Below are 25142 nucleotides of genomic sequence, written 5' to 3' on the forward strand. Positions count from 1 at the left end.
GGCGGTCCGGGCCGCCGCCTGAACGGCGTCCGCGATGTGAGTCAGTCGGGCGACCCACGGCCTGTCGTACAGGCGCCGCCACCCGAAGAGCCGATCCTGGAGGCGCCTGCCCCGACCCGTCGCACAGGAAGCCCGGTGACCCCATGGCAAGCGGCCCGTCCCCCGCAGGGGGCGTACACGTGCCGGATACGAAGCTCGCGTCCGAGGCGACCGAACTCGTACGCGACACGACCGGCGAACTCGTATACCACCACTCGCGTCGGGTCTTCCTCTTCGGCGCACTGCGGGGACGCCACCGCGATCTCTCCTTCGACCCCGAACTGCTGTACATCGGCGCCATGTTCCACGACCTGGGGCTCGGCGAGCGCTTCCACGGCAGTGGTCGGCGCTTCGAGGTGGACAGCGCCGACGAAGCGCGCCGCTTCCTCCAGTCCCACGGGGTTCCGGAGGACAGTGTGCGGCGGGTGTGGACGGCCATCGCCCTGCACACCACTCCGGGCATCCCGGCCTTCATGGAGCCCGAGGTCGCGCTGGTGACCGCAGGTGTGGAGTACGACGTCCTCGGCATCGGTTACCACGACATCTCCGACGCCGACCGGGCCGCCGTCGTCGCGCTCCACCCACGGCCGGACTTCAAGCGCCGGATCCTCGCCGCGTTCACCGAGGGGATCCGCCCCAAGCCGGAGACGACGTTCGGCAACGTCAAGGCCGACGTTCTCCAGCACTACGTTCCCGGCTTCGAGCGCGGGGACTTCGTACGCACCGTTCTCGAATCACCGTGGCCCGAGTGAGGCCCGCCGTCGGTAGGGCAGGGGCGCACCGCGCCGGACCGGAGGGACCGTCATGACCGGGGAGCGGCAGGAGATGCTGGCACGCCTGGACGTCTTCGTGGGCGAGTGGTCGCTGGAGCCGCGGTTCCCCGAGGGGAGGCCGGCACCGCCGGGGGACGTACCGAGGGCGCGCACCTGGTTCGAGTGGGCCCTCGACGGGCACTTCCTGGTGCAGCGCACGGAGATTCCGGTGCCCGAGGCGCCGGACGGCCTCATGGTCGTACGCGCCGACCCCGGGACCGGCGCGTACACGCAGCACTACTTCGACTCACGCGGCGTGGCCCGCCTCTACGCGATGAGCTTCGACGACGGGGTGTGGACGCTCACGCGCGAATCGCCCGACTTCACTCCCCTGGAGTTCCGCCAGCGCTTCACCGGCAGGTTCAGCGAGGACGGTGACACCATCACCGGCGCCTGGGAGGTCCGCTTCGACGGCGGTGAGTGGGAGCACGACTTCGCCCTGACCTACCGCAGGGCGGGCTGAGTCCGTGCGGCCGGGATGTCGGCGAGTTCCCGCACGGTGGCCATGTCACTGAAGGGCAACAGCCGGTCACCGACGATCTGGTGGGGCTCGCTGCCCTTGCCCGCGATCAGGACGATGTCACCGGGTCCGGCTTCCGAGAGCGCGAAGGCGATGGCCCGGCGGCGGTCGGCGAGGCGTTCGTACGGGGTGCCGGTGGACTCGATGCCGGGGGCGACCTGGTCCAGGATGGCCTCGGGGTCCTCGTCGCGCGGGTTGTCCGAGGTGAGGACGCACAGGTCGGAGTAGGTCCCGGCGATCGCGCCCATCTCGGCGCGCTTGGTGGTGTCCCTGTCCCCGCCGCAGCCGAAGACGGTGATGACCTTGGCCCGGGCGAAGCCGCGGATGGTGCCGAGCACCTTGTTCAGCGAGTCCGGGGAGTGGGCGTAGTCCACGATCACCGAGGTGCCGTGGACGGTCGTCACCCGTTCGAAGCGGCCCGGGATCTGCGGCATCCGTTCGAGCGCGGAGACGAGCCCGGCGAGGTCGTGCCCCAGGGTGTGGCAGGCCGCCACCGTGGCCAGGGCGTTGGAGACGGAGAACCTGCCGGGCGCGGGGATCGCGGCCGGGTACTTGCGGCCGTCGTGATGCAGCGTGAAGCGGGTGCCCGAGGCGTCGACGACCAGGTCGGTGGCCCGGTAGTCCGCTTCGGTGTCGAGGGCGTAGGTGGTCACCGCGCCGGGCATCATCGTGCCGATCCGGGCTCCCACGGGGTCGTCCGCGTTCACCACGGCGTGCTCGCAGAGTCCCTGGAAGAGCCGGAGTTTGGCGTCCCGGTAGTTCTCCATCGTGCCGTGGTCGTCCAGGTGGTCCTGGCTCAGGTTGGTGAAGACCCCCACGTCGAGGAACGTGCGGTCGACCCGGTGCGTCAGCAGGCCCATGGACGTGGCCTCCAGCACGACGGTGCCGGCACCGCGGTCACGCATGCACCCCAGCAGGTACTGCAGATCGGGAGACTCCGGGGTGGACAGCACCGACCGGGGCATCGGGATCACCTCGTCGCCGATGCGGCTGCCGGCCGTGCCGATGACCCCGGCACTCGCCCCCTCGGAGATCCGCAGCACGGACTCGACCATGTACGAGACGGAGGTCTTGCCGTTGGTACCGGTGATCGCCACCATGTCCATCCCGCGCCCCGGCTCGCCGTAGTAGCGGGAGGCGGCCACGGCGGCCGCGGCCCGGGTGTCCGGCACCCGCACGACACAGGCGTCATCCGCCGCCGCCGGCAGTACGCAGCCTTCCTCCACCAGGACCGCGACCGCGCCCCGGGCCAGGGCGGGGGCCACCGCTCCGGGGCCGCCCTCCAGGTGTCCCGGCACCGCGATGAAGAGCGATCCCGGCGCCACCCGGTCCACGTCGAACGCCGTTCCGGCGGTGATGCGCGTCCGCTCCGGGTCACCCTGGAGGATGTGGTGGGTCTGTCCGGCCAGCAGCTCGCTCAGCTTCAAGGTGGTCCCTTCGAGGGGTGGCTCGAGCCGTGGTGCGGCCGTCGCCGGAACGCCGCGACGGCGGTACGCCGAAGCTGCGGTGGTGAGGTGGAGCGCGTACGAGGTGGAGACGTGGCGCGTGAGGCGCGGACACGGTGGGAGGGCGGGACGGGCGGTGACAACCGCTGAAGGTCGCTAGCCGTGTCCGTGCAGGGCGAGGCGGTAGCTCGCGGGCACACCGGGGGCGGCCTTGTGCAGGCACTTCCCTGTGACGCCGATGTGACCCATGAGCCGAGTGTACGTCCGGACAGGTGGGCACGGTTCCGCTTCAGGGACGCAGGGCGGTCCCCCGCCCCCGCGAGGCACCGAGCAGCGAGACCGTGAACGGGTGCCGGGGAGCGGTCAGAATCTGTTCCCGGGGACCTTCCTCGACCACTTCTCCGCCGTCCAGCACCGCCACGCGGGTGGCCGGGGCCGCGGTCTCGAGGTCGTGTGTGATCAGCACGACGCCCGGACCGTCCTGGCGGCGGATCGACGTGGCGAGCAGGTCCAGCAGGGAGCGCCGCGCCACCGGGTCCAGCCCCGAGGTGATCTCGTCGCAGACCAGCACCCGGGGCCGCGCGAGGAGGGCTCGGGCGAGGGCCGCACGCTGGAGTTCGCCGCCGGAGAGCAGGCCCGGCAGCCTGCCGACGAGAGCCGCGTCCAGTCCGAGGTCCGTCAGCACGCGCCGGGCCTCCGCCGTCGCCTCCCGGTGGCCGGTGCCGTGCAGGCGTACCGCTGTACGGGCCACCTGGTCCAGGACCGGCCGGTGTTCGTCGAAGGCGGCCCGGGCGTCCTGGAAGACGTACTGCACGGCGGCGAGCTGCTCGCGGCTGCGGTCCCGCAGACTGCGCGGCAGCGCGGTGCCGTCGAGCAGGATCTGCCCGGTGTGGTCGCGGTGGAGCCCTGCGAGACAGCGGGCGAGGGTGGTCTTTCCGCTGCCCGAGCGTCCGACGACGGCGAGGCATTCGCCGCTGCGGAGCGAGAGCCGGTCCACGCTCAGCACGGGGACGCGGGTGCCGCCGGTGCGGTGGCGGGCGGTGAGTCCGCTGACGCTCAGCAGCTCCGCGCCGGTGCGCCCGGGGTCCGCGTACGGCAGGGTCCTCGGTTCGGCGAGGAGCTCCTTGGTCCACGGGTGCGTGGGGGCGTCCAGGATCCGGTGGGCCGTTCCCCGCTCCACCACCCGGCCGCCGCGCATCACCAGTACCTCGTCGGCCAGTTCGCGTACGACGTCGAGGTCGTGGCTGAGCAGCAGCACGGCGATGCCCCGGGCCGTCACCGCCGCGAGCTGGTCGACGATGCGCCGCTTGGTCAGGGCGTCCTGCCCGGTGGTGGGCTCGTCCGCGACGATGACGCGGGCGCCGAGGAGCAGCGCCTGCGCCAGGACGACGCGCTGCTGCTGGCCGCCGGACAGCTGGTGCGGATAGCGGCTCAGTACCTCGTCGCCGCCGTCGAGCTGGGCATCGGCGAGGGCGCGGGTGACACGCTGCCGTGCCTCGGCCCGGCGCTGCGGCCGGGGCAGGTCCCGCACCTGCCGGCGTGCCATGTCGTGCAGGAGGGCGTCCGTGCGGCGGGCCGGGTTGAGGACCGCCGCGGGGTGCTGGGGGACGTAGCCGATCCGGGCACCGTGCACGGCCACCTCGCCCGTCACCCGCGCGCCCGCGGGGTATTCGCCGAGCAGGGCGAGGCCGGTCGTGGTCTTGCCGCTGCCGGACGCGCCGACCAGGGCGGTGACGGTGCCGGACCTGATGCGGAGCGAGAGCCGGTCGACGAGCGTCCGCCCGTCCACCTCGACGGTCAGCCCGGTGACGGAGGCGATCACGGGGTTCTCGTTCATGGGCGACGGCCCTTCCGGGGCGGGGTGCGGTTCTCCATGGCGGCGTCGACCAGCAGGTTGCTGCCCATGGTGAGTGCGACGATGAGCACGGCGGGCACGACGACCGCCCAGGGCTGGATGAGCAGTCCGGCGCGGTTGCGGTCCACCATCACCGCCCAGTCGGCGGCGTCCGGGGCGACCCCGATGCCGAGGAAGGCGGCGGTGGCGACCAGGTAGAGCACGCCGGTCAGCCGGATTCCCGCGTCGGTGGCCAGGGTGCGCAGGATGGAACGCCCGACGTATCCGACGGCGAGGCGCCACCAGCTCTCCCCCTGCATGCGCAGCGCCTCGACGGCGGGCCGGGACGCCGCCTCGGCGGCGGCGGCCCGGACGATCCGGGTGGTGTCCGGGACGGAGACGAAGGCGACCAGCAGCGCGAGTCCCGCCGCGCCGGGCGGGAAGACGGCGGCGACCAGCAGGATCATGAGCAGCGAGGGCACGGCGAGCAGTACGTCCAGCGGACGCATCAGCACTTCCTCCAGCCACCTCCGGTGGGTGAGCGCGCTGATCAGGCCGAGAGGCAGGGCGACGAGGTACGCGAGGACCGTGGCCGCAAGCGCGACGAGGACCACGGGCCGTCCGCCGAGCAGCACCTGGTGCACGACGTCCCGGCCGACGAAGTCCGTACCCAGCAGGTGGCCGCCGCCGAGGGTGAAGGAGGCGGCGCGGGCCGAGGGCTCTCCGACGAGGAACGGCCCGGCGAGGGCGAGACCGAGCGGGACCGCGGCGACGGCGGCCCCGGGGCCGTATCTGCGGAGCCGCTTCACGCCGCCACCCCCGAGCGTGGTGCGAGCCGGTGGGTGACGAGGTCGGCGCCGAGGTTGAGCACGACGGTGGCGAGGCCGAAGACCACCGCGAGTCCCTGTACGACGGGGATGTCGCGGTCGGCAACGGCGTTCATGAGGAGGGTGCCGAGTCCGGGGATCACGTAGAGGGCCTCCACGACGATGACGCCGCACAACAGCCAGTCGATGGTGCGGGCGAGCTGCTGCGTGGCGGGGGCCAGGGCGTTGGGCAGGGCGTGCCGGTAGCGGATGCGGGCGCCGGAGATCCCGTACCGCTCGGCATGGGCGGTGTACGGGGCGGCAAGCGCCTCGATCATGCCGGCCCGGACCAGGCGGGCCAGCGAGCAGACGGGGCGGGCGAGCAGGACCAGGACGGGCAGGACGAGCACGGTGGGGTGCGCGAGCAGCCCTGTGCCGTAGCCGACGGCGGTCGGCGGGAGCCAGCCGAGCCGCAGGGCGAAGGCGCTCACCAGCAGTACACCGAGGGCGAATTCGGGCACCGCGTAGACCCCGAGGGTCGCGGAGCTGATCAGCCGGTCGGTGAACCGCCCTTCGTGGCGGGCGGCGAGGACGCCGAGACCCACCCCCACCGGGACCAGGAGCAGGACGGCGGCGGTGGCGAGGAGCAGGGTGGGGCCGAAGCCGTCCGCGAGGAATCCGGCGACGGGCCGCCCGGAGGTGAGCGAGGTGCCGAAGTCGCCGTGGAGCAGCCCCACGACCCAGTCCGCCAGCCGCTCATGGGCGGGACGGTCGAGCCCCATCGCCTCGCGGACCGCCGCGATGCGCTGCGGGTCGGGCTGGTCCCCGGCGAAGGCCACCGCCGCGTCGCCCGGCAGCGCCTCGGTGAGTGCGAAGACCAGCAGCACGACGGCCGCGGTCTGCAGGGCACCGAGGAGCAGCCGCCGGGCGACCCAGGAACGGAGTCCGTTCACGCCAGCCAGACCTTGTCGAAGCGTGCCCAGTCCAGGGTGTTGGCGGGTGCCTCGCGTGCGACACCGCGCAGGGAGCGTGATGTGCCGAGGATCCAGTCGCCGAATCCCCAGACGAGGAAGCCTCCTTCGGCGTGCAGCTGTCGCTGCATCCGCCCGTAGAGGGCCGCCCGGGCCGTCCTGTCCCTGGTGGACTGGGCCTGCCGGTAGAGCGCGTCGAAGCTCTTGTCCTGCCACCTGGTGGCGTTGGTGGTGGAATCGGTGAGCAGCCGCTGGGAGATGTGGGACTCGATGGGCATGGCCCCGGACCGGTAGCAGCACAGGGTGCCGGAGTCGAGGATGTCCTTCCAGTAGGAGTCCTTGCTCCCCATGCGTACGTCGACGGTGACTCCGGCGCGTGCCGCCTGGTCCCGGAAGATGCCGGCGGCCTCGGTGAAGCCGGCGGCGACTGCGGAGGTGTCGAGTGTGACCTTCAGGTCCTGCGCACCGGCCTGCGCGAGGAGTCTGCGGGCGCGGCCGATGTCCTGTTCGCGCTGGGGGAGTTCGTCCGCGTAGTACTCGTATCCCTTGCCGAAGAGGTCGTTGCCCTTCTCGCCCGCGCCGGACAGGGCGCCGGCCACCAGTTCCTCGCGGTCGGCGATGAGGAAGAACGCCTCGCGGACCCGGGGGTCGTCGAAGGGCGGGCGGTCGGTCTTCATGGCGAACGCCTGCATGGCGCTGTTCCGCAGCCGGACGATCTCGACGGCGCCGGCCTTCTCGTGGGCGCGCCCGGTGGCGGGGTTGAGCTCGTGCGCGTACTCCACCTGGCCGCCGAGGAGGGCGTTGATGCGGGCGGACTCCTCGTTGGCGACGACGAATTCGAGCTCGTCGAGGTGCGGGGCGCCCTCCCAGTGGGTGTCGTTGCGGCGCAGGACGGTGGACCGGCCGGGGGTGAAGGAGACGAAGCGGAAGGGGCCGGTGCCGATGGGCTCGCGGTCGAATCCGGTGGCGCCGTCCCGCACGATGAAGGTGCCGAAGGCGGCCATCACGTTGGGGAATTCGGCGGTCGGCCGCTTGAGCACGAACTCGACGGTCCGCTCCCCCGTGGCGCGGCTCGCCTTCAGGTCGATGGGCTCCAGGGACGCGCGGGCGCGGTACGCCTTCGCCGGGTCGGCGATGCGGCGGTAGCTGTACAGGACGTCGGCGGCCGTCACGGGCTTCCCGTCGTGGAACTCCGCCTGCCTCAGGGTGATGGTCCAGCGGTCGAGGCCGGTGTTCGGTTCCCATGTCTCGGCCAGGCGTGGGACCGCGGCCAGGTCTGCGCCGTAGTCGGCGAGTTTGTCGAAGAGGGCCTTGCCGCGGGCCGCGTCGGCGAAGAGGTTCCCCAGGTGCGGGTCGAGGGTCTCGCTCGCGCCGCCCCCGGCGAAGGCGGCCCGCACCCGTCCGCCGCGCCGGGGGGTGCCGTCGCCCTTGCCGGAGCCGGCCTCGGTGGCGGCGGGCGCGGAGCATCCGGCGAGCGTGAGCGCTCCGAGGCCCGCGGCTCCCCCGGCGGCGGCGAGGAAGCCGCGCCTGTGCAGACCGGGGAAGCGTTCGTGTCTGTCGGCTGATGCGGTCATGGCTGATCTCCCGTTGCTGGATGTGCTGAATCGCCGGTGGAGGCCGGTGCCCGTTTCCTCGCGACGACGTGGAGCCGGTCGCCGTCGGCCGCCGTACCGGGGGCGGCTCCCGGCTGCCAGGCCGGTTCGGTGCGTGGCCCGGGGCCGTCGTACAGGGCGAGTACGTCGAAGCCGTGCGCGGTCAGGAAGTGGCGCAGTTCCTGGGGCAGGAGCAGCCGCCAAGCGGAGTGCTCCTCGACGGGCGGGCCGCCGTCGTCGGTGGTCCAGACGCGTGTGCGCCGCAGGAGCTGGGCGGCGCGGTCGACGCGCAGTGCGGTGGACGAGCGGTAGGTCGTGCCGTGCCAGGTGAAGCGGGACACGGCGGGCGCGGTGGGGGGTGCGTCCCGGCCGAGGAAGTACGCTCCGTTGCGCATCTCGCCGACCAGCAGGCCGCCGGGCGCCAGGGTGCGCCGGCAGGATGCCAGGAAGCCGTCGAGCTGCTCGTTCGTGTGGCAGTAGAGCAGCGAACTGTCCAGGCACACCACGGCGTCGAAGACCCGCTGACCGAAATCGAACCGGCTGAGATCGGCCTGTACGTACACCGGACCCGGGTGGTGGGCGCGGGCGTGGGCGAGCATGGTGCCGGAGAGGTCGGCGCCGGTGACGCGGCGTCCGGCACGGTGGAGGACGGCGGCGTCCCGGCCGGTCCCGCAGCCCAGGTCCAGAACGGCCGGCCCGGCGCCGTGGAGTCGCAGGAGGTCCTCCGCCCAGCGTCCGGCGAGGCGTTCGGGGTCCGGGAATCTGGCCTCGTACAGCTCGGGGCGGTCGGTGAGCAGATTCCCCGTACGGTGCTTCATGCCGTCACCGCCACAGGCGCGGGCTGTGGCCGTGACAGGGCGCCCTTGCGGTGCAGCCAGGTCACGCCGGCCGCCGAGAGGAGCCCGGCCGCGAGGCAGCAGGCCCAGGGGAGCAGCTCGGCCGGGCTGTCGTCCCCGCCCCGCCGGGCGGCGTCCATGGCCCAGCCGACCGCCGCGTTGCCGACGGCCGCCGCGATGCCGGAGACCGCGTAGAAGATCCCGAAGTACGTTCCCGTCAGCGCCTGCCTGCCGAAGCCCGGGATCAGCTCCATGACGAAGGGCTGCGCGGTCATCACGCCCAGGTGGAGCAGGAGCGCGCCGGCCAGCACGGGCAGGGCGCGCAGGGTGGCGTCCAGGGCGCCGTCCGGCGGTGTGTCCGTGCCCGCGACGAGCATCGGCGGTACGAAGGCGAGCCCCATCAGCACCATGCCGGTGGCTATCCAGCGTCCTCTGGTCCCCCGGTTCTTGAGCGCGCGGGTGATCCGCAGCTGGAAGGCGATGCCCGCGACCGTCCCCACGAGGAAGACGAGTCCGGCGGCTCCGTCCCAGCCGGTGGCTTGGCGGGCGCCGGCCGGCAGCAGCAGGTAGAGCTGGTTCTCCAGGGTGAACATGCCGACCATCGACAGTGCGAAGGCGAGGAAGGCGCGGTTGCCGAGGGCTTCGCGCCAGTCGGAGGTGACGCTGCCCGTGGCCGGTGGCACGTCCCGGGCGGGGAGTACCAGGGCCTGGGCGACGGTGAGCAGGGCGAAGATGCCGGCGGCGGTGAGCGCGGACGCCCGGAAGTCGACCAGCAGCAGGGCGCTGCCCAGGAGCGGTCCGATGAGGGCGCCGGTCGTCGCGAAGACGTTGAACAGGGCGAATGCCTCGGCTCTGCGCTCCCCCGCCTCCTGCGCGAGGTAGGTGCGGACGGCGGGGTTGAACAGGGCCCCGGCCACTCCGCTGAGTACGGACGCGGCGAGCAGCACGGGCAGTCCGTCACCGAGCGCGAAGAGGGCGAAGCCGGCGGTGCGTATCGCGCAGCCGGCGATGATGACGCCTCGGGCGCCGAGCCGGTCGGCGGCGGACCCGCCTATGAGGAAGAGGCCTTGCTGACTCAGGTTCCGTACGCCGAGGACGATGCCGACGACGGCCGCCGACATGCCCAGGTTGTCGCCGAGGTGGGTGGCGAGGTAGGGGATGAGGAGGTAGAAGCCGGTGTTGACGCCGAGCTGATTGACCAGCAGCAGGCGGATGGCGAGCGGGAAGCCGCGGATCTCGTGCACGGTCCTCATGAGGCGGCGCTCCAGACCCCGGCTTCGGCGCGGGGCCGTACGCCGAGTCCCGGGAGCCCGTTGGCGGCGACGTAGCCGTCGTCACCGCCGATTCCGGTCCATGGGTCGTGGGCGAGCAGGAGGTGGCCGTCGAGGTCGGTCCAGCGGGCCCGGTCGGCGATGTGGACGGCGGGGGCGATGCCCAGGGTGCTGGCCGTCAGGCAGCCGAGCATCAGATCCGTGCCACTGCCCTCGATCAGGGCGGCGATGCGGAGAGCGGCGTGGACGCCGCCGCATTTGGCGAGTTTGACGTTGATGCCGTGGACGCGTCCGGCGAGCCGCCGCGCGTCCTCGTAGGTGACCGCGTCCTCGTCGGCGATCACGGGGAGGGGTGAACGTGCGGCGAGCCGGGCGAGGGCCTCCGGGTCGCCGGGGGTGAGGGGCTGTTCCACGGCTTCGACACCGAGATCGGCGAACCGCGGCAGGAGCGTGCGTGCCTGTCCTGCCGTCCAGGCGCCGTTGGGGTCGAGGAGCAGCCGGGCGGCGGGGGCCGCGGCGCGGACGGCGCGTACCCGGTCCAGGTCGGTTTCCTCGTCCGGGTCGCCCGCCTTGATCTTGATGACGGAGAATCCGGCTTCGGCCAGCCTGCGGGCCTGGGCGGCTGCCCGCCCCGGGGAGGTGAGGGAGATCGTACGGGCGGTGGCGGCCCTCGGTGCGGCGGGAGAGCCGAGGAAGCGGTGGACGGCGGTGGCGGTGCGCTTGCCGACCAGGTCGAGGAGGGCCGCCTCGGTGGCGGCGGTCACGGCGGCCGGGGTGCCGGGTGGGGACAGCTCGCCGACGCGCAGGGCGTGCAGCGCGGTCTCCGGTCCGGCGAAGCGGGTGAGCCGCTCTCCGGTACGGGCGGCGAGGCGTTGCAGGGCTGCCGTGTCGAGGCCGTAGAAGACGCTGGTGACGGCCTCTCCATGGCCGCTGAGCCCTTCGTGCTCGATGGTGAGGCGTACGGCGTCACGGGCGGTCATGGTCGACCGCGAGATGCGCAGCGGCTCGGCGAGGACGAGCCGCACGGTGTGCTGGGTGAGTTTCACGGCTTCCTCTCCAGTCGTTCCGCCAGCGGATCGGTGACGGTGGTGCACCTGGACCAGCCCCCGGTCTGCGGGACGCTCGGGTGCGGGACGTCGACGGGGGTTCCGGCCGCGCGGGCGGGGTCCAGGTGGTGGGCGGTCATGAAGTCGTCGTCGTAGACGGTGGAGAGGTAGCGGTGGGGCCCGTCGGGGAAGACGGTGGCGACGGTGGCCCCGGGGTGGGTGCGGGCCGCCCAGGCGGAGACGCGGGCCACGGCGCCGGTGCTCCAGCCACCGCTGACGAAGTTGCCGCGGGCGAGGCGCCGGCAGGCGTCGGCCGCTTCGGCCGGGCCGATCCAGTGGACCTCGTCGAAAGCGTCGTACGCGACGTTGCGCGGGTGGATGCTGCTGCCGAGACCGCGCATCAGCCGGGGCGCGGCGGCCTGGCCGAAGATGGTGGACCCGGTGGAGTCGACGGCGACGACGCGCAGGCCGGGCCAGTGTCTGCGCAGCGGTCCGGCGATCCCGGCGCTGTGCCCCCCGGTGCCGACGCTGCAGACGAGGATGTCGAGGCGGTCCAGCTGGGTGGCCAGTTCGGCCGCGAGCGAGGCGTAACCCGCGGTGTTGTCAGGGTTGTTGTACTGGTCGGGCCAGTAGGCGCCGGGCAGCCGGCCGAGCAGGTCGTGCAGCCGCTCCAGGCGTGCGCCCTGCCAGCCGCCGTGCACGGCGGGGCGGTCGACGATTTCGAGGCGCGCGCCGTACGAGCGGAGCAACTGCCGCATGGAGGGTTCGAGTTCGCTGTCGCCGACGAGCACGACGGGGTGCCCGAGGGCCTGTCCGGCGAAGGCGAGGCCTATGCCGAGTGTGCCGGAGGTCGATTCCACGACCGGTGCGCCGGGGAGCAGTTGGCCGCGTTCCTCGGCGCCCAGGAGCATGGAGACGGCGGCCCGTGCCTTCATCCCGCCGACGGCGTGTCCTTCGAGCTTGGCCCAGAAGCCGGGGTGGGGCAGGGGCAGTCCGGTGGTGATCCTGGCCAGCGGGGTCCGGCCGAGGAGGGAGAGGAGCTCGCGGTTGGGGGCGAGGGCGGGCAGGGATGCCGTGGTCACGAGGTGCCTCCGTCGTCCGCGCGGTAGTGGTGGATGGTTCCGGGCCCGCCGTCGAGCCAGAAGAAGGGATACGGTTCCGCGCAGACGGCGGTCACTCCGGCGCCCAGGAGGCGGGGCAGGACGGCGCTACCGGTCTGCGCGAACATGACCAGTGGCCTTCCGTGCGCCTGGGAGCTCCGGCGCAGCGGGTCGAAGGTTCCGTTGCCGAGCGTCATGCCGGAGGCCAGCACCGCGTCGCAGCGGCCGATCTCCCCGAGGGCGTCCGGTGTGATGGGCTCGCCCCACTCGGTGGTGCCACCCTTCAGGTCGCAGGGAATTGCGGTGAGGCCGCGCGAACGCAGCTCGGCCAGCAGCGAGTTGACGACCCCGACGACGAGCACGGTGGAGCCGGGCTCCAGGTCCAGGAGGTCGGTCACGGCGGCGGCCCGCGCCTGTGAACGCTCCAGCGAGCTCCCGGCGGGGATGGTCACCGGCTGCGCGCCGTGGGACGGGGTGTGGGGCATGACGTCCATCAGGTAGGCGTCCAGCGCCGCGACGCGCACGGGCAGCAGCGGGTGGGCGAGGAGTGCGGCCACGTCGGCGCCGGCGCAGTCCTCGACGGTTCCGGCGGGAAGCGCCCCGGGTTCGACCGCGCACGACCCGACGGCGCGGCCGAGCCGGAGGCTGAGGACCTCGTTGCGGTATCCGCCCCGCCGCCCGTCGTGCCGTACGGCCTGGGACGTCGTGAAGGCGACGGCGATACGGCGGGTCAGGGGGTCCGGGCCGAGTTCGCCGTGGAGCGCCCGCTGGAGGAGGGTGCCGAGACACGGGGCCCGGTCGGGCGAGGTCGTCGTCATGAGCGCACCAGCCGGGGGCGTACGTCCGCGAGCAGCGACTCGACGCGGGCCCGAGCGCCGAGCCCGTCGGCGTCGCCCGCCATGATGTGCCCGAGATACGCGTTGTTGCTGTCCGCCGCCTCGACCGTGCGGCCCGCCTCGGCGACCTGGACCTCGAGGACCCCGTCGGCGTCCCGCACGCCGTCGACGCCCTCCACGGACGTGAGGGTGCCCGCGCTGCCGGGGACGAGGAAGCCGATGGCCGCGCTGCGCAGCCCCGTGTCACGGCGGCGGAGGTCGGGTTCGCGGCCGAGCGCCACATCGACGCAGGCGGCGGCGAGGTCGATCCCGGTGACGTGGCGGACCAGTTCGGTGATGCGGTTGCCCGCCGGGCGGGGATTGACCTCCACGACCCGGGGGCCGTCCGCCGTCAGCTTGATCTCGGTGTGCGCCACGACGTCGTCGAGCCCCAGCGCCGCCCCGGCGCTCACCGCGGTGCCGGTCGCGGCGGTCAGGTCGTCCGGGTCCAGGGCGGCCGGGAACATGTGGCCGGTCTCGACGAAGGCCGGGGCCCCGCCGACGCTCTTGTCCGTCACGCCGACGACGTGCGCGACGCCGCGGCAGGTCACGGTCTCGACGCTTACCTCGGGGCCGGTGAGGAACTCCTCGAGCAGGATGTGAGGTGCGCGCCGCTGCCCCCTGGCGTTGCGCGGGAAGCCCGCCAGCGCCTGGCAGGCCGCGGCCAGCTGTTCCGCGTCGTCGACCCTGCGTACGAACATGCCCGCGCAGAGGTCCACCGGCTTGACCACCAGCGGATAGCCGATGCCACGGGCGGCCAGGGCGGCCTCCGCCCCGTCCGCGCACACCGCGAAGCGAGGGCCGGGGACACCGGCGGCGGCCAGGACGCGACGGGTGGCGTCCTTGCGACAGGCGTTCTCCATGGCTTCGGCCGAGGGGCCCGGCAGACCCAGCAGGGCGGCGATCCTGGCTGCGGTCGGCAGGTAGTAGTCACAGGACGTGACCACCCCGTCGAAGCGCAGGGCACCGTGCAACCGTTCGACCTGGGGAAGCAGCGTGTCGACGTCATTGGTGGGCGCCGTGACGACGTTACGTGCGGTGAGCAGCGGGTGCCCCGCCCCCTCCGGTGCCGCTCGGAGGTAGTGGTGCAGATCGCGGGTGAGGAAGGTGAAGTGGTGACCACCCTCCCCCAGGGCCCGCGGCAGCAGTCTGCTCATCGATCCGACCCAGCTCTCGACAACCAACAGATGAGCCACGAGCTCCCCCTTCTCACAGTGCCGTTTGGATTGCGGGCAGGCAGGGGCCACCCCTGACGCGGAGGCTCCCGGCCCGACCGCACACACGCTATCGACAATCGTTTTCATTGTCATCTAAAACATCGTCACCAGTGACGGAGAAACGGCTTCCGTTGCGTCCCTCGCCGGACCGGAGTGGAATTGCACTAGGGGACCCGGAGGAAGGGACCACGCCATGACTGAGAGCGACCGGGGGGACGACGTCTACCAGCCGCAGGAGCCGGAGGCCTCCGACCCCGATGACCTGCTGGACCTCGAGGACACCCTGGACACCTCCGCGATCGAGGACGTCCTCGACGAGGGCTACTCCCCGCCGGACCGGCCCTGGGCGGTCGACGACGAGGGCACCACCGCCTCGGAGCAGCACACGGGCGAATCCCTCGACAGGCGCCTGACCAGGGAGGTTCCCGAGGACATCGCCCCGGCCCAGGACGGTCCCGGGGATCTCTCGGACGGCGACGGGGAGCTGTACGACACCGAAGTGGGGACGGACCGCGCGGGCCGGCTCACGCAGGAGGGCGACGGGCACGTGCCGTCCACCCTCACGGCGCAGGATGTCGGCATCGACGGCGCGGCGGCGTCGGCGGAGGAAGCGGCGATGCACCTGATCCCGGAGGAGAGGGACCTGTTCGGCGAGGAGCCGGTGCCCTGAGGGCACACCGGCGGTTTCGACTCCGGGGCGCCCACGGCACCGACGGGGCCGGCACCGAGGCGAGGGAGCCGACGGAGGCCGAATGAGCCGACCCATGGCCCCCTGCCCCACCGCGGCGGCCGGGCAGGGGGGCGGGAACCGGCCACACCGTCTGCTGACCGATGCCCCGGAACCGCCTTGTCGACGGGGACGCGCGCGACAGTGACGATCCTCGAAGGGACCGGGTTCACGACCGAGCCCCGCATCATCGACGGCGGACGCCGGTCGTAACCCGGCTTGTCCGCTTCCCGGCACCCTCGGACCGGCCGGAATGCGCCGCTGCCCTGCCCATCCCCCCGAAAACGCTTGGACGCCGACCGCCCGGCCACGGAAGACTTCTCTCCCCCGGATCTCTCGCCACGGACGGGCGGCGAGCGCTTCCGCCCGGTCGGTGCCGCGCCCTTCAGGGCAGAGCCCCCACCGCGGTGAAGTCCGGAGCAACTGCCCGCGAAACGACATAACGACATGAGGTCGGCATGGGATCGCAGCAGTCTCACGGCACCGGACCGCACAGGGGCCCGGTCCGGCTCGCTCTCCGCAACTACTTACGGGAGCTGTCCCGCCAGCGCGGACTCTCCGTTCCCGCACTGGCGCTCCCGGCCCTCGGCAACATCGGCATCACGTACGTCGCGCCACTGGTGGTCGCCAAGCTCGTCGGCCGGATCGCCGAGGACGGAGCCATAGGCATCCGCGAGGCGCTCCCGTACGTCGGCGTGTTCGCCGGAGTCCTGCTCCTGGCGGAAACCATGTGGAGGGCGGGACTCCACTGCCTCAACCGCGTGGACGCCCGTGGCATAGAGCACCTGTACGTCACCGGCATGGACGAACTGTTCGCCAAGGACGCCTCGTTCTTCCAGGACAACTTCGCCGGGTCCCTGACCAAGAGGGTGCTGAGTTACGCCTCCCGCTTCGAGGAGTTCGTCGACACCCTCACGTTCAACATCGTCGGAAGCCTGGCCCCGCTGCTGTTCGGCACGGTGATCCTGTGGAGTTACGACCCCCTGCTGGTGGCCGGCCTGCTGACGATGATCACGCTGACCGCCGTGTGCGCCGCGCCCCTCATCCGACGCCGCCAGAAGCTGGTCAACCGGCGCGAGGAGGCGATCGCCCGGGTCTCGGGCCACGTGTCCGACGCGCTGATGAACATGGACACCGTGCGCGCCTTCGCGGCCGAGGAGCGTGAGGCCGCCGAACACCGGGCACGGGTCGCGGAGTCCCGGCGGCTGACGCTGCGTTCGTGGGACTACGGCAATCTCCGCATCGACACACTCGTCGCACCGCTGTCCGTTCTCACCAACGGACTCGGTCTGCTCCTCGCCGTCGGGATCGGCGCCGGCGGCGGCAGCGTGGAGGCGATCGTGGTCGCCTTCACGTACTACACCGGTTCGACCCGCATCATGTTCGAGTTCAATCAGATCTACCGCCGCCTCGAGAGTTCGATGACCGAGGCGGCCCAGTTCACCGAGCTGCTCCTCGTACAGCCCACCGTGACCGACCCCGCGACCCCCGAGCCGCTGGCCCCGAGGGCCGCGGACGTCCGCTTCGAGGGCGTCACCTTCGCCCACGACGGGGGCGACCCGATCTTCGACGGCCTCGAACTGGACGTGCCGAGCGGGGCGAGAATCGGCCTCGTCGGACGGTCGGGCGGCGGCAAGACCACGCTCACCCGGCTACTGCTGCGGATGGCCGACGTCCGGTCCGGCCGCATCCTGATCGGAGGTCAGGACATCAGCCGGCTGCGCCAGTCGGACCTGCGGAGCCTGATCGCGTACGTCCCGCAGGAACCGGCCATGTTCCACCGCACCCTGCGCGAGAACATCCTCTTCGCCCGCCCTGACGCGAGTGACGCCGAGATCCGCGCCGCCGCCGACGCGGCCCATGTCACCGAGTTCGCCGACCAGCTCCCGGCGGGCTTCGACACGATGGTCGGGGAGCGCGGGGTCAAGCTCTCCGGCGGGCAGCGCCAGCGGGTCGCCCTCGCCCGGGCGATCCTCCGCGACGCGCCGATCCTGCTGCTGGACGAGGCGACCAGTGCGCTCGACTCCGAGAGCGAGACCCTCGTCCAGCAGGCGCTGTGGCAGCTGATGGAGGGCCGCACCGCCCTGGTCGTCGCACACCGGCTGAGTACGGTCGCCGCCATGGACCACCTCATCGTGCTCGACCACGGCCGCATCGTGGAGCAGGGCACGCACCACGAACTCCTGCTCACCGACGGCGCGTACGCCAAGCTCTGGCACCACCAGTCCGGCGGGTTCCTAGTCGAGTCCGACACCGACGCGCGGGCCACCGCGGCCGAACAGGCGGGGTGACGGCGGGGCCCCGGTGCCACACCCGGCCGATCACTGACCACGGTGGCCGTGGGCGTGTCACGTCCACGGCCACATGGGCGACACCATGGCAGCCTCTCGGCCCGCGGGCGCCCGAACCTCGTAAGCTCGGCAGCCCGTTCCATCATGATGGCCGGCCGCAGTGCCGGAGGCCACGAGACCGGAAGCAGGCAGAGCCACGATGAGCAGCACAGCGCAGATCGGTGTCACAGGACTTGCCGTCATGGGGCGCAACCTGGCCCGGAACTTCGCACGCAACGGAAACACAGTCGCTCTGCACAACCGCACGGCCGCCCGCACCCGTGAACTCGTCGACCAGTTCGGCGATGAGGGTGCATTCATCGCGACCGAGAGCGCCGAGGACTTCGTGGCAGCCCTGGAAAGGCCACGACGCCTGGTCGTCATGGTGAAGGCCGGAGAGCCCACGGACGCGGTCATCGCGGAGTTCGCGCCTCTCCTGGAACCCGGCGATGTGATCATCGACGGAGGCAACGCGCACTTCGAAGACACGCGCCGCCGGGAGCGCGAGTTGCGCGAGCAGGGCATCCACTTCGTCGGCACCGGCATCTCCGGCGGCGAGGAGGGCGCGCTCAACGGACCGAGCATCATGCCGGGCGGCAGCGAGGAGTCGTACGACTCGCTCGGGCCGATGCTGGAAAAGATCTCCGCGAAGGCCAAGGACGGCACGCCGTGCGTCACGCACATCGGCCCCGACGGCGCCGGACACTTCGTGAAGATGGTGCACAACGGCATCGAGTACGCGGACATGCAGCTCATCGCCGAGGCGTACCACCTGCTCCGTGACGTGGCCGGGTACTCCCCCGCGCAGATCGCGGACGTGTTCCGCACCTGGAACACCGGGCGCCTGGACTCCTACCTGATCGAGATCACCGCAGAGGTGCTCTCGCACGTCGATGCGGCGACCGGTAAGCCCTTCGTGGATGTCGTGCTCGACCAGGCGGAGCAGAAGGGAACCGGCCGCTGGACCGTGCAGATCGCCCTCGACCTGGGCGTTCCCGTCTCCGGCATCGCCGAGGCCGTCTTCGCCCGCTCCGTCTCCGGCCACGCCGACCTCCGCGAGGCCTCGCGCCACCTCGCCGGGCCGACCGCCCGCAAGCTCGGCAAGGACGAGGCGGCGGCCTTCGCCGACCAGGTCGAACAGGCCCTGTACGCCTCGAAGATCGTCGCCTACACCCAGGGCTTCCACGAGATCTCCGCCGGCAGCGAGCAGTACGACTGGAACATCGACCTCGGCAAGGTCGCCGCGATCTGGCGCGGCGGATGCATCATCCGTGCCGCGTTCCTCGACCGCATCACCAGTGCCTACGAGGCCCAGCCCCACATGGCGAGCCTCCTCGCCGACAAGAGCTTCGCGGAGGAGATCGCCGCCGCCCAGGACGACTGGCGCGCCGTGATCGCCACCGCCGTCACCCAGGGCGTCCCCACCCCGGCCTTCGCCGCCACCCTCGCCTACTACGACTCACTGCGCGCCGAACGCCTCCCCGCCGCCCTCACCCAGGGCCAGCGCGACTACTTCGGCGCGCACACCTACCACCGCACCGACCGCCCCGGCACCTTCCACACCCTGTGGGGCGGCGACAAGACCGAAGTCGAAAGCTGACCGGCACCCGCGGAAACCCACGCCGGAGCGAAATGCCTCCAAGGGCGAGTCCGACACGGAAGCGATCGAAGACGAAAAGCGGGCCCCGCTCCCATCAACCGCGCTGCGGCGCTTAGGGACGCAAGCGCAAGGAATGCCCGACTCCCAACCGCCGGCGCTGCCCCCTCGCACGCGGAGTGCAAGGAGCCCCTGTAGGCTGCTCCCCCGCTGCTCCAGCGCATGGTCGGCGCGGGCCGGCTCGGCCGCAAGACGGGCTCGGGGTTCTACCCGTACGACTGACCGTCCTACCGGCGGGCCCGGCGCTCACGTCGCCGGGCCCGCCGGGCGCGTTGTCCGAGGTCAGGGCCGTGGGCGGCTCCGAAGAGCCTCGTCCTGTACAGCCGACCCGATGCCGTGCCGGAGCGCTGTGGAGCGACGGCGCGGATACCCGGGCCCGAAGCCCTGGGCCTTTCAGCGCTGTCGCAGCGTTCCCTGCTTGTACTGGGAAACTCCCTCGGATGTCCCTCCGACAGAGCTGAAAGTCCCTGGCGACTCGGACCCCGGGCCTACACATTTACGAGACCGTGAGCAATCATGTTGTGTGGTGTCGGCTCGTGCTGCGGAGTGACGTTTCTGCTGATCAGCGAAGGTGCACCAGGTTGACCCGTGCCACTACGTGCTGGCCCATCCGAAGGCATCTGTCCACCGGCTGTCCACCGGTGGGGGTCTGACCCTCCCGCGAGGGCAACCACGGCTGCGCTGTCGGCGATGCTCCCGACGGGTCGGAGAGGCGGGCACAGACTCTGTAGGATCCCCACAAGCGGGCCGGCCCGGGAGCTACGCGGTCAGCGGCGGCGAGGCACCAGCACTACCGGAGGGACACGGGCGCCGAGCTGCCCTAGCTTGGCCGGACGCCACCGAACGTCCCGCTCACGTACCTAGATGAGTGAGTCCAAGGGTCCGCCTGCGGACGTGGCACGAGAGCGTCCAAGGTCGGCTCGATCACCCGCAACTGCGCATCAGTCAGTTCATGTCGCCGCACCATGCCCGACGCCTGCCCAGCCCCAAGCTTGTGCCACCTCGCCGGACAAGAGCACCGGGCAAGCAACTGCCATGGTTCTTTTGGTTCTGACATGTTGCCGGGAAACCTGCTCTCACCTCGAACAACACCCGAGTTCTTGTCAGGGAGGCGCTATCGGGAGTTCGGATCGGCGGCGTTCGCCTGGCACAGTCCCGTTATGCGTATCTCCGCCAAGGGCTCCGTCGCTCTCATCGGGAGCTTCCGTCAGCACTACCCCGAAGTCCAGGCGGCTGCCCGGACCTTCGCGAATGCCGGACTGACCGTGACGAGCCCGCCGATCTGCCGGATCGTCGACCGCGGGCGTGAGTTCGTGCGCTTCGAGTCCGACCCTCCGGAGTCGTCGGACCACGAGCTCCAGGCGGCGACCTTGGAAAAGATCTTCACCTCGGACCTGGTGTACGTCGTAAATCCCGGCGGCTACATCGGCCGCACCACCGCGTATGAACTGGGGTGCGTCCACGAGCGCGGCATGGCCGTCTACTACGCGGAGCCGCCGAAGGACCTGCCCATCGCCGTCCCGAACGGAACCGTCGTCGATGCGCGCCGCTTGGCGGAGGTCATCGCCGGGGACGATCCGGGGCCCGCTCCGTTCAGGCGGCCACGGGTCGCGGCGCTGCCGACGGCAGACATCGTGATCTTCACGATCCGCTCGGAACAACTGTGCGTCCTGCTCGTGCGGCGTGGCAAGGAGCCGCATCTCGGAATGCTCGCCCTGCCAGGCGGGTTCGTCCGGCCGGGAGAGTCCTTGGAGGACACGGCGAAGCGGGAACTCTTGGAGGAGACCGGGCTGGACGGATCCGGGATCCGGCTGGAACAACTGCACACGTACTCGCGCCCGGAGCGTGACTCCCGGGGCCGGATCATCTCGACCGCCTTTGTGGCGGTCATGCCGGATCCGCCAGAGGTGACCGGTGCGAGCGACGCCCACGCGGCCGACTGGGTCGAGGTCGAGGAATGGCTGTGGGGCCCCCACAGCAGCCTCGCCTTCGACCACGGAGAGATCATCCGGCACGGACTCGAACACACCCGGGCCCGGCTGGAACACACCACCATCGCGACCGCCTTCTGCGACGACCTCTTCACCATCACCGATCTGCGCAAGGTCTACGAGGCCGTGTGGGGCTACAAGCTCAACCCGGGGAACTTCCACCGCAAGGTCGTGGAGGAGACCGCGGGTTTCGTGGTCAAGACCGTCAAGGTGCGCAGGTCAGGCCCCGGGAAACCGCCTGCCCTGTTCCGCCGGGGCACGGCGGATCTGCTGGACCCGCCGTATCTGCGCGGCCGCCGCACCCCCTAGAAACACCGCGGCCCCGGACTGTGCGAGAGCCCGAGGCTGCGGCCGGATCACACCGTGCACTGGTGTGGAGAACACCGACGCTCACCAGACCTGTGAACGAGGTGAACTGGCGAGCATCCATCCTCAGGAAGGACAACACCATGCTGCCCCTTCATTCTTCCGCCGCCGGCGACTTCTCCTCCTCTTGGACTTGGGGGGCGGCGATCGCCCTCTCCGCCCTGGTCGTCAGCACCTGGCTCGTCGTCAACCACCGCCGCCGCGACCAGACCGTTCAGTGGCACCAGCCCGACTACGACACGGCGAGCGATGCGCTTCTCGTGCTGAACCGGCTGTCGCTCACGACGGCCGTCGAGGGCGGTACGGCCGAACTGCGTGAGCTGGTCGACGTGGTCAGCCGGCTCAGGATCGCCGAACAGCGCTCCCCGGAGCTGCCGTTCGGCGTGGTCGTCGCGGAGCTGGAGGGCTACCGGGCGAAGGTACTGCCGCAGAACCACGTCGACAAGCTCGCCGCGGACCAGAGCCTGCTGAACAAGCATCTCGCTCTCGCCCGCGCGCAGGGCATCAGGCTCGAAGCCGCGCGCATCGCGATCGTCGACGTCCAGCGGAAGATCGAGAAGCTGACACGTAACTAGGGTCGTTCTCAACGGCCGGCATGTGCGTCGTCCTCCGCTCTCCGCGCGCCCGTCCGGGGCGTCCGGTGAATCTCCTTGCGATGGTGCCACCAAGGGATTCGGACGACCATGACGAATAGTTGACACTTGGGGCGATTTCGTGTCCAGGATTTGTCCCATGCGAAGCGCTGCATGCCTGCTTGCTCGACCGCCTCCTACCGGTATGCGCGCCCCTGCTCGCCGCAGCCACCGCCGCCGGCGAGGTCCACGCCGACGTGGAGGCGTCCGGGCTCGGGGACCAAGTCTCGGTATCGCGATTCCGCCACGCAGTGAGCCGACACGACGAAGCGGGGCGGCCCGTCCAACGGGCCGCCCGACCTCTGCGAAGCGTCAGTTGTGGAGGTTCACCTCCGCCACCGACCACCAGTCCCGCAGGTCTACACGGGCCGGCCCGGCTCGACCGGTGAGGCGCCCACCGGCCCCGACGGCACCGCCGCCGTCACCCTGGCCGCACTGGCTGCTGAGGCCGCCGCCTGGTTTGGCTGTTCACGGGCACGGCAAATCCACACCGGTCCTACGACCTTTACGAGAGTGTGGGGTTCCAGCGGCGGAACGAGTACGTCCGTTACCGCAAGCCGCTTGCTTGATCGACCAGGCATTGGGCTGTCGGGTCAGTCCACAGGATTTGACAACACCTCGCCGAATACAGCCCTACCTCCTTGCCACGGCGTAGGTAGCAAGGAGGTAGGGCTCCCGTGAGCGGGCTCGGTTCGGAACAGCGTCAGAGCCGGGCGGCTGCCCTGTCGTCGGCTCGCCTTTCTTCCGTCTCGGGATCCCGGCCCGGGGCGGGCCCTGCTGACGCGAGGGCCGGAAGCCGTGCGCCCTCGATGTCGACGTCGGGGAGCACTCGGTCGAGCCAGCGGGGCATGCTCCAGGCTCGTCGTCCGAGGAGGGCCATTGCGGCGGGCACGAGCGTCATGCGGACGACGAAGGCGTCGATGAATACACCGAAGGCGAGTGCGAACCCGATGGACTTGATGATCGGGTCTTCGTTGAAGATGAAGCCCCCGAACACCGCGACCATGATCAGCGCAGCGGCCACGACAACCCGCGCGCTACGAGAGATGCCCTGGGCGATCGCTTCGGCGGCATCCTTGCTGTGCTCGTAGTGTTCGCGCATGCGGCTGACGAGGAAGACCTCGTAATCCATGGCGAGCCCGAAGAGCACACCGGTGAGCAGGATCGGAAGAAAGCTGGTGACCGGGCCGACAGCCGCCACATCGAGCAGGCCGTTCACGTGCCCCTGCTGGAAGACCCAGACGGAGGCGCCCAGGCTCGCGCCGACCGAGAGCAGGAAGCCGAGAGCGGCCTTGAGCGGTACGAGGATCGAGCGGAAGGCGATGGCGAGCAGGATCAGCGCCAGGAGGACGATGACGCCGATGAACAGGGGCAGGGCGTCCCCGAGTTTGCCGGCTACGTCGATGGCCATGGCCGTCTGTCCGGTGACGTAAAGGGCTCCGCCCATGTCGGCAACCGTGGGGGCTCGATCGCGCATGCGATGAACCAGGTCTGTCGTGGCCTGGGCGTCAGGACTCGACTTCGGCACCACGGCCATCACCACGAGGCCGCCGGAGGGGCTGGACACGGGGGGTGAGACGGCGGCCACGTTCTTGTCGGCAGCCAGTGCGCCGCGCAGCTGGGTCACAGTGCCCTGCCGCTGGTCCTGAGGGATGCGTTCGGTGTCCACCACGGTGATGAGGGTGGCGTTGAATCCGGGCCCGAAGCCCTTGGTGAGGAGGTCGTAGCTCCGGTGCTGTGTGCTGGTCTCGGGCTGGGAGGCGTAGCTGGGCAGCCCGAGGCGCAGGTCCCGGGCGGGGAGGGCGAGCGCCAGCAGGCCCAGAATGCCTGCGAGCAGGACGATGGCCGGTGCGCGGGTGACGGCGCGGGCCCAGGCCAGACCCCAGGCACCGGCGGTGCGGTTTTCGCGCTGGGCCTTCCGCTTGGGTCGGCGCGGGCGCATCCGTTCGCCGAACATGCCGAGTACGGCCGGGAGCAGGCTGATGGCGACCAGGACGGCGATCAGTACGGTCACGGCGCCGGCCAGTCCCATGATCGTGAGGAACGGGATTCCCGTGATGACAAGTGCGGCGAGTGCGATGACGACCGTGGCTCCGGCGAAGACGACCGCGCTGCCTGCCGTGGCGGTTGCCCGTGCGATCGACTCTTCCCAGGTCATCTTGGGGTCGGCGAGTTGTTCGCGGTGTCGGGAGATGACGAACAGTGCGTAGTCGATTCCGACCGCCAGGCCGATCATCAGCGCCAGCACGGTCGCGGTGCCTGTCATCTCCACGAAGCGGGAGACGAACATCGTGCCGAGTACGCCGACGGCCACGCCGAGGAGCGCGGTCACAAGCGGCAGTCCGGCCGCGACGAGGGAGCCGAGTGCGACGGCGAGGATCACGAAGGCGATGACGACACCGACCAGTTCGGCGGGGCCGCCGGCCTCGGCCTGCGGAAGCATGGCCGAGCCGCCCAGCTCGACCTGCATGCCGGCGTCCCGGAGGGGCTGCACTGCGGCGGCGAGTTCCTCCTTGGCCTCCTCCGGGACTTCGGGGGCCTCCTCGGTGAAGCGGACGTCGGAGTACGCGATGGTCCGGTCGGAGGACACCGCTCCGGCCTTGGTCGGCTGGGAAACGGCTACGACGCCTTCCACTGCCGCAGCGTCGCGCAGGACGCTGTCGAGCGCCTTCTGCTGCGTCGGGTCCGTGACGGTCTTCCCCTCGGGGGCGGCGACCACGATGCGTATGACACCGCCGGCGGCGGGAGGGAACTTCTCCTTGAGGAGGTCCTGCGCCTCTTGCGATTCGACGCCCGGGACGGTGAATTCCGTGGAGGTCGTTCCGTGCAGGGTCGCTCCCAGGCCACCGACGGCGGCGAGCAGGAGTATCCAGGTCGCTACCACCCAGCGGCGGCGGCGGACCATCCAGCGCGCCCAGGCATATAGGCGTGAGGCCATCGGTGCATTCCTAACCGGTCGGAACCCGACCAAAGCGAGCACAAGGGAGATGTGCGTGGTGGAGGGGTCAGGGCACCTCCACCAGGCAATACACAGTAACGCATTTTTACAGTCGACTGTAAAATAGCTACCGATGG

19 protein-coding genes and 2 pseudogenes are annotated in these 25142 nt (G+C 71.2%); 9 read left to right on the top strand and 12 right to left on the bottom strand.

Annotated elements, in window-relative coordinates; genetic code table 11:
- The first annotated feature begins 143 nt into the window (after positions 1 to 143).
- Entirely contained in the window at positions 144 to 791 is a 648-nt protein-coding gene (locus ACIP63_RS20990; protein ID WP_401517578.1) for an HD domain-containing protein, read from the top strand.
- Positions 792 to 843: 52 nt separating this feature from the next.
- Entirely contained in the window at positions 844 to 1314 is a 471-nt protein-coding gene (locus tag ACIP63_RS20995) for a hypothetical protein (RefSeq protein WP_401517579.1), read from the top strand.
- Here the strand turns inward: ACIP63_RS20995 and ACIP63_RS21000 are convergent.
- From ACIP63_RS21000 to ACIP63_RS21050, 11 genes are all read right to left on the bottom strand, one after another.
- Positions 1296 to 2798 carry a UDP-N-acetylmuramoyl-L-alanyl-D-glutamate--2,6-diaminopimelate ligase gene (locus ACIP63_RS21000; RefSeq protein WP_401517581.1) on the bottom strand — a complete coding sequence of 501 codons (1503 nt, stop codon included), beginning with the start codon at positions 2796 to 2798 and terminating at the stop codon, positions 1296 to 1298. The genes ACIP63_RS20995 and ACIP63_RS21000 overlap by 19 nt on opposite strands.
- Positions 2799 to 3105: 307 nt before the next feature.
- Positions 3106 to 4653, bottom strand: a complete 1548-nt coding sequence (locus ACIP63_RS21005) for an ABC transporter ATP-binding protein (RefSeq protein WP_401517583.1) — start codon at positions 4651 to 4653, stop codon at positions 3106 to 3108.
- Positions 4650 to 5459, bottom strand: coding sequence for an ABC transporter permease (locus tag ACIP63_RS21010; protein WP_401517585.1), 810 nt, complete (start codon positions 5457 to 5459; stop codon positions 4650 to 4652). The genes ACIP63_RS21005 and ACIP63_RS21010 overlap by 4 nt, the downstream gene beginning before the upstream one ends.
- On the bottom strand, positions 5456 to 6409 hold the full coding sequence (locus tag ACIP63_RS21015; protein ID WP_401517586.1) for an ABC transporter permease: 954 nt from the start codon (positions 6407 to 6409) through the stop codon (positions 5456 to 5458). Before ACIP63_RS21015 ends, ACIP63_RS21010 begins: the two co-directional genes overlap by 4 nt.
- Positions 6406 to 8001: an ABC transporter substrate-binding protein gene (locus tag ACIP63_RS21020; protein ID WP_401517588.1), complete on the bottom strand. Its 1596-nt coding sequence runs from the start codon at positions 7999 to 8001 to the stop codon at positions 6406 to 6408. The genes ACIP63_RS21015 and ACIP63_RS21020 overlap by 4 nt, the downstream gene beginning before the upstream one ends.
- Positions 7998 to 8837, bottom strand: a complete 840-nt coding sequence (locus ACIP63_RS21025; protein WP_401517590.1) for a class I SAM-dependent DNA methyltransferase — start codon at positions 8835 to 8837, stop codon at positions 7998 to 8000. The genes ACIP63_RS21020 and ACIP63_RS21025 overlap by 4 nt, the downstream gene beginning before the upstream one ends.
- Positions 8834 to 10108, bottom strand: coding sequence for an MFS transporter (locus ACIP63_RS21030; protein ID WP_401517592.1), 1275 nt, complete (start codon positions 10106 to 10108; stop codon positions 8834 to 8836). The genes ACIP63_RS21025 and ACIP63_RS21030 overlap by 4 nt, the downstream gene beginning before the upstream one ends.
- Positions 10105 to 11172: an enolase C-terminal domain-like protein gene (locus ACIP63_RS21035; protein ID WP_401517593.1), complete on the bottom strand. Its 1068-nt coding sequence runs from the start codon at positions 11170 to 11172 to the stop codon at positions 10105 to 10107. Before ACIP63_RS21035 ends, ACIP63_RS21030 begins: the two co-directional genes overlap by 4 nt.
- A complete protein-coding gene (locus ACIP63_RS21040; protein ID WP_401517595.1) occupies positions 11169 to 12254 on the bottom strand; it encodes a PLP-dependent cysteine synthase family protein in 1086 nt (361 codons plus the stop codon). The genes ACIP63_RS21035 and ACIP63_RS21040 overlap by 4 nt, the downstream gene beginning before the upstream one ends.
- Positions 12251 to 13090 (bottom strand): Rossmann-like domain-containing protein, encoded by an 840-nt coding sequence (locus ACIP63_RS21045; RefSeq protein WP_401517597.1) that lies wholly within the window; start codon positions 13088 to 13090, stop codon positions 12251 to 12253. The genes ACIP63_RS21040 and ACIP63_RS21045 overlap by 4 nt, the downstream gene beginning before the upstream one ends.
- On the bottom strand, positions 13087 to 14343 hold the full coding sequence (locus tag ACIP63_RS21050) for an ATP-grasp domain-containing protein (protein ID WP_401517599.1): 1257 nt from the start codon (positions 14341 to 14343) through the stop codon (positions 13087 to 13089). Before ACIP63_RS21050 ends, ACIP63_RS21045 begins: the two co-directional genes overlap by 4 nt.
- Before the next feature lie 214 nt (positions 14344 to 14557).
- On the opposite strand from ACIP63_RS21050, the gene ACIP63_RS21055 reads away from it, so the two are divergent.
- The 7 genes and pseudogenes from ACIP63_RS21055 to ACIP63_RS21085 form a co-directional block, all read left to right on the top strand.
- A complete protein-coding gene (locus tag ACIP63_RS21055; protein WP_401517601.1) occupies positions 14558 to 15034 on the top strand; it encodes a DUF5709 domain-containing protein in 477 nt (158 codons plus the stop codon).
- 515 nt (positions 15035 to 15549) lie between these two features.
- On the top strand, positions 15550 to 17382 hold the full coding sequence (locus ACIP63_RS21060) for an ABC transporter ATP-binding protein (protein WP_401517602.1): 1833 nt from the start codon (positions 15550 to 15552) through the stop codon (positions 17380 to 17382).
- A gap of 199 nt (positions 17383 to 17581) precedes the next feature.
- Positions 17582 to 19021 (top strand): NADP-dependent phosphogluconate dehydrogenase, encoded by a 1440-nt coding sequence (gene gndA / locus ACIP63_RS21065; protein WP_401517604.1) that lies wholly within the window; start codon positions 17582 to 17584, stop codon positions 19019 to 19021.
- A gap of 168 nt (positions 19022 to 19189) precedes the next feature.
- Positions 19190 to 19300, top strand: a pseudogene (locus tag ACIP63_RS21070) (3-hydroxyacyl-CoA dehydrogenase family protein); the annotation flags it as partial.
- A 938-nt stretch (positions 19301 to 20238) separates the two neighbouring features.
- Positions 20239 to 21378: an NUDIX hydrolase gene (locus ACIP63_RS21075; RefSeq protein ID WP_401517606.1), complete on the top strand. Its 1140-nt coding sequence runs from the start codon at positions 20239 to 20241 to the stop codon at positions 21376 to 21378.
- Positions 21379 to 21518: 140 nt separating this feature from the next.
- Entirely contained in the window at positions 21519 to 22010 is a 492-nt protein-coding gene (locus ACIP63_RS21080; protein ID WP_401517608.1) for a hypothetical protein, read from the top strand.
- Positions 22011 to 22531: 521 nt separating this feature from the next.
- Positions 22532 to 22636: pseudogene (locus ACIP63_RS21085) on the top strand (GNAT family N-acetyltransferase); the annotation flags it as partial.
- A 134-nt stretch (positions 22637 to 22770) separates the two neighbouring features.
- Here the strand turns inward: ACIP63_RS21085 and ACIP63_RS21090 are convergent.
- Positions 22771 to 25005: an MMPL family transporter gene (locus ACIP63_RS21090; protein ID WP_401517609.1), complete on the bottom strand. Its 2235-nt coding sequence runs from the start codon at positions 25003 to 25005 to the stop codon at positions 22771 to 22773.
- Positions 25006 to 25142 lie beyond the last annotated feature (137 nt).

The organism is Streptomyces sp. NPDC088746, assembly GCF_044751065.1.
GTDB lineage: Bacteria > Actinomycetota > Actinomycetes > Streptomycetales > Streptomycetaceae > Streptomyces.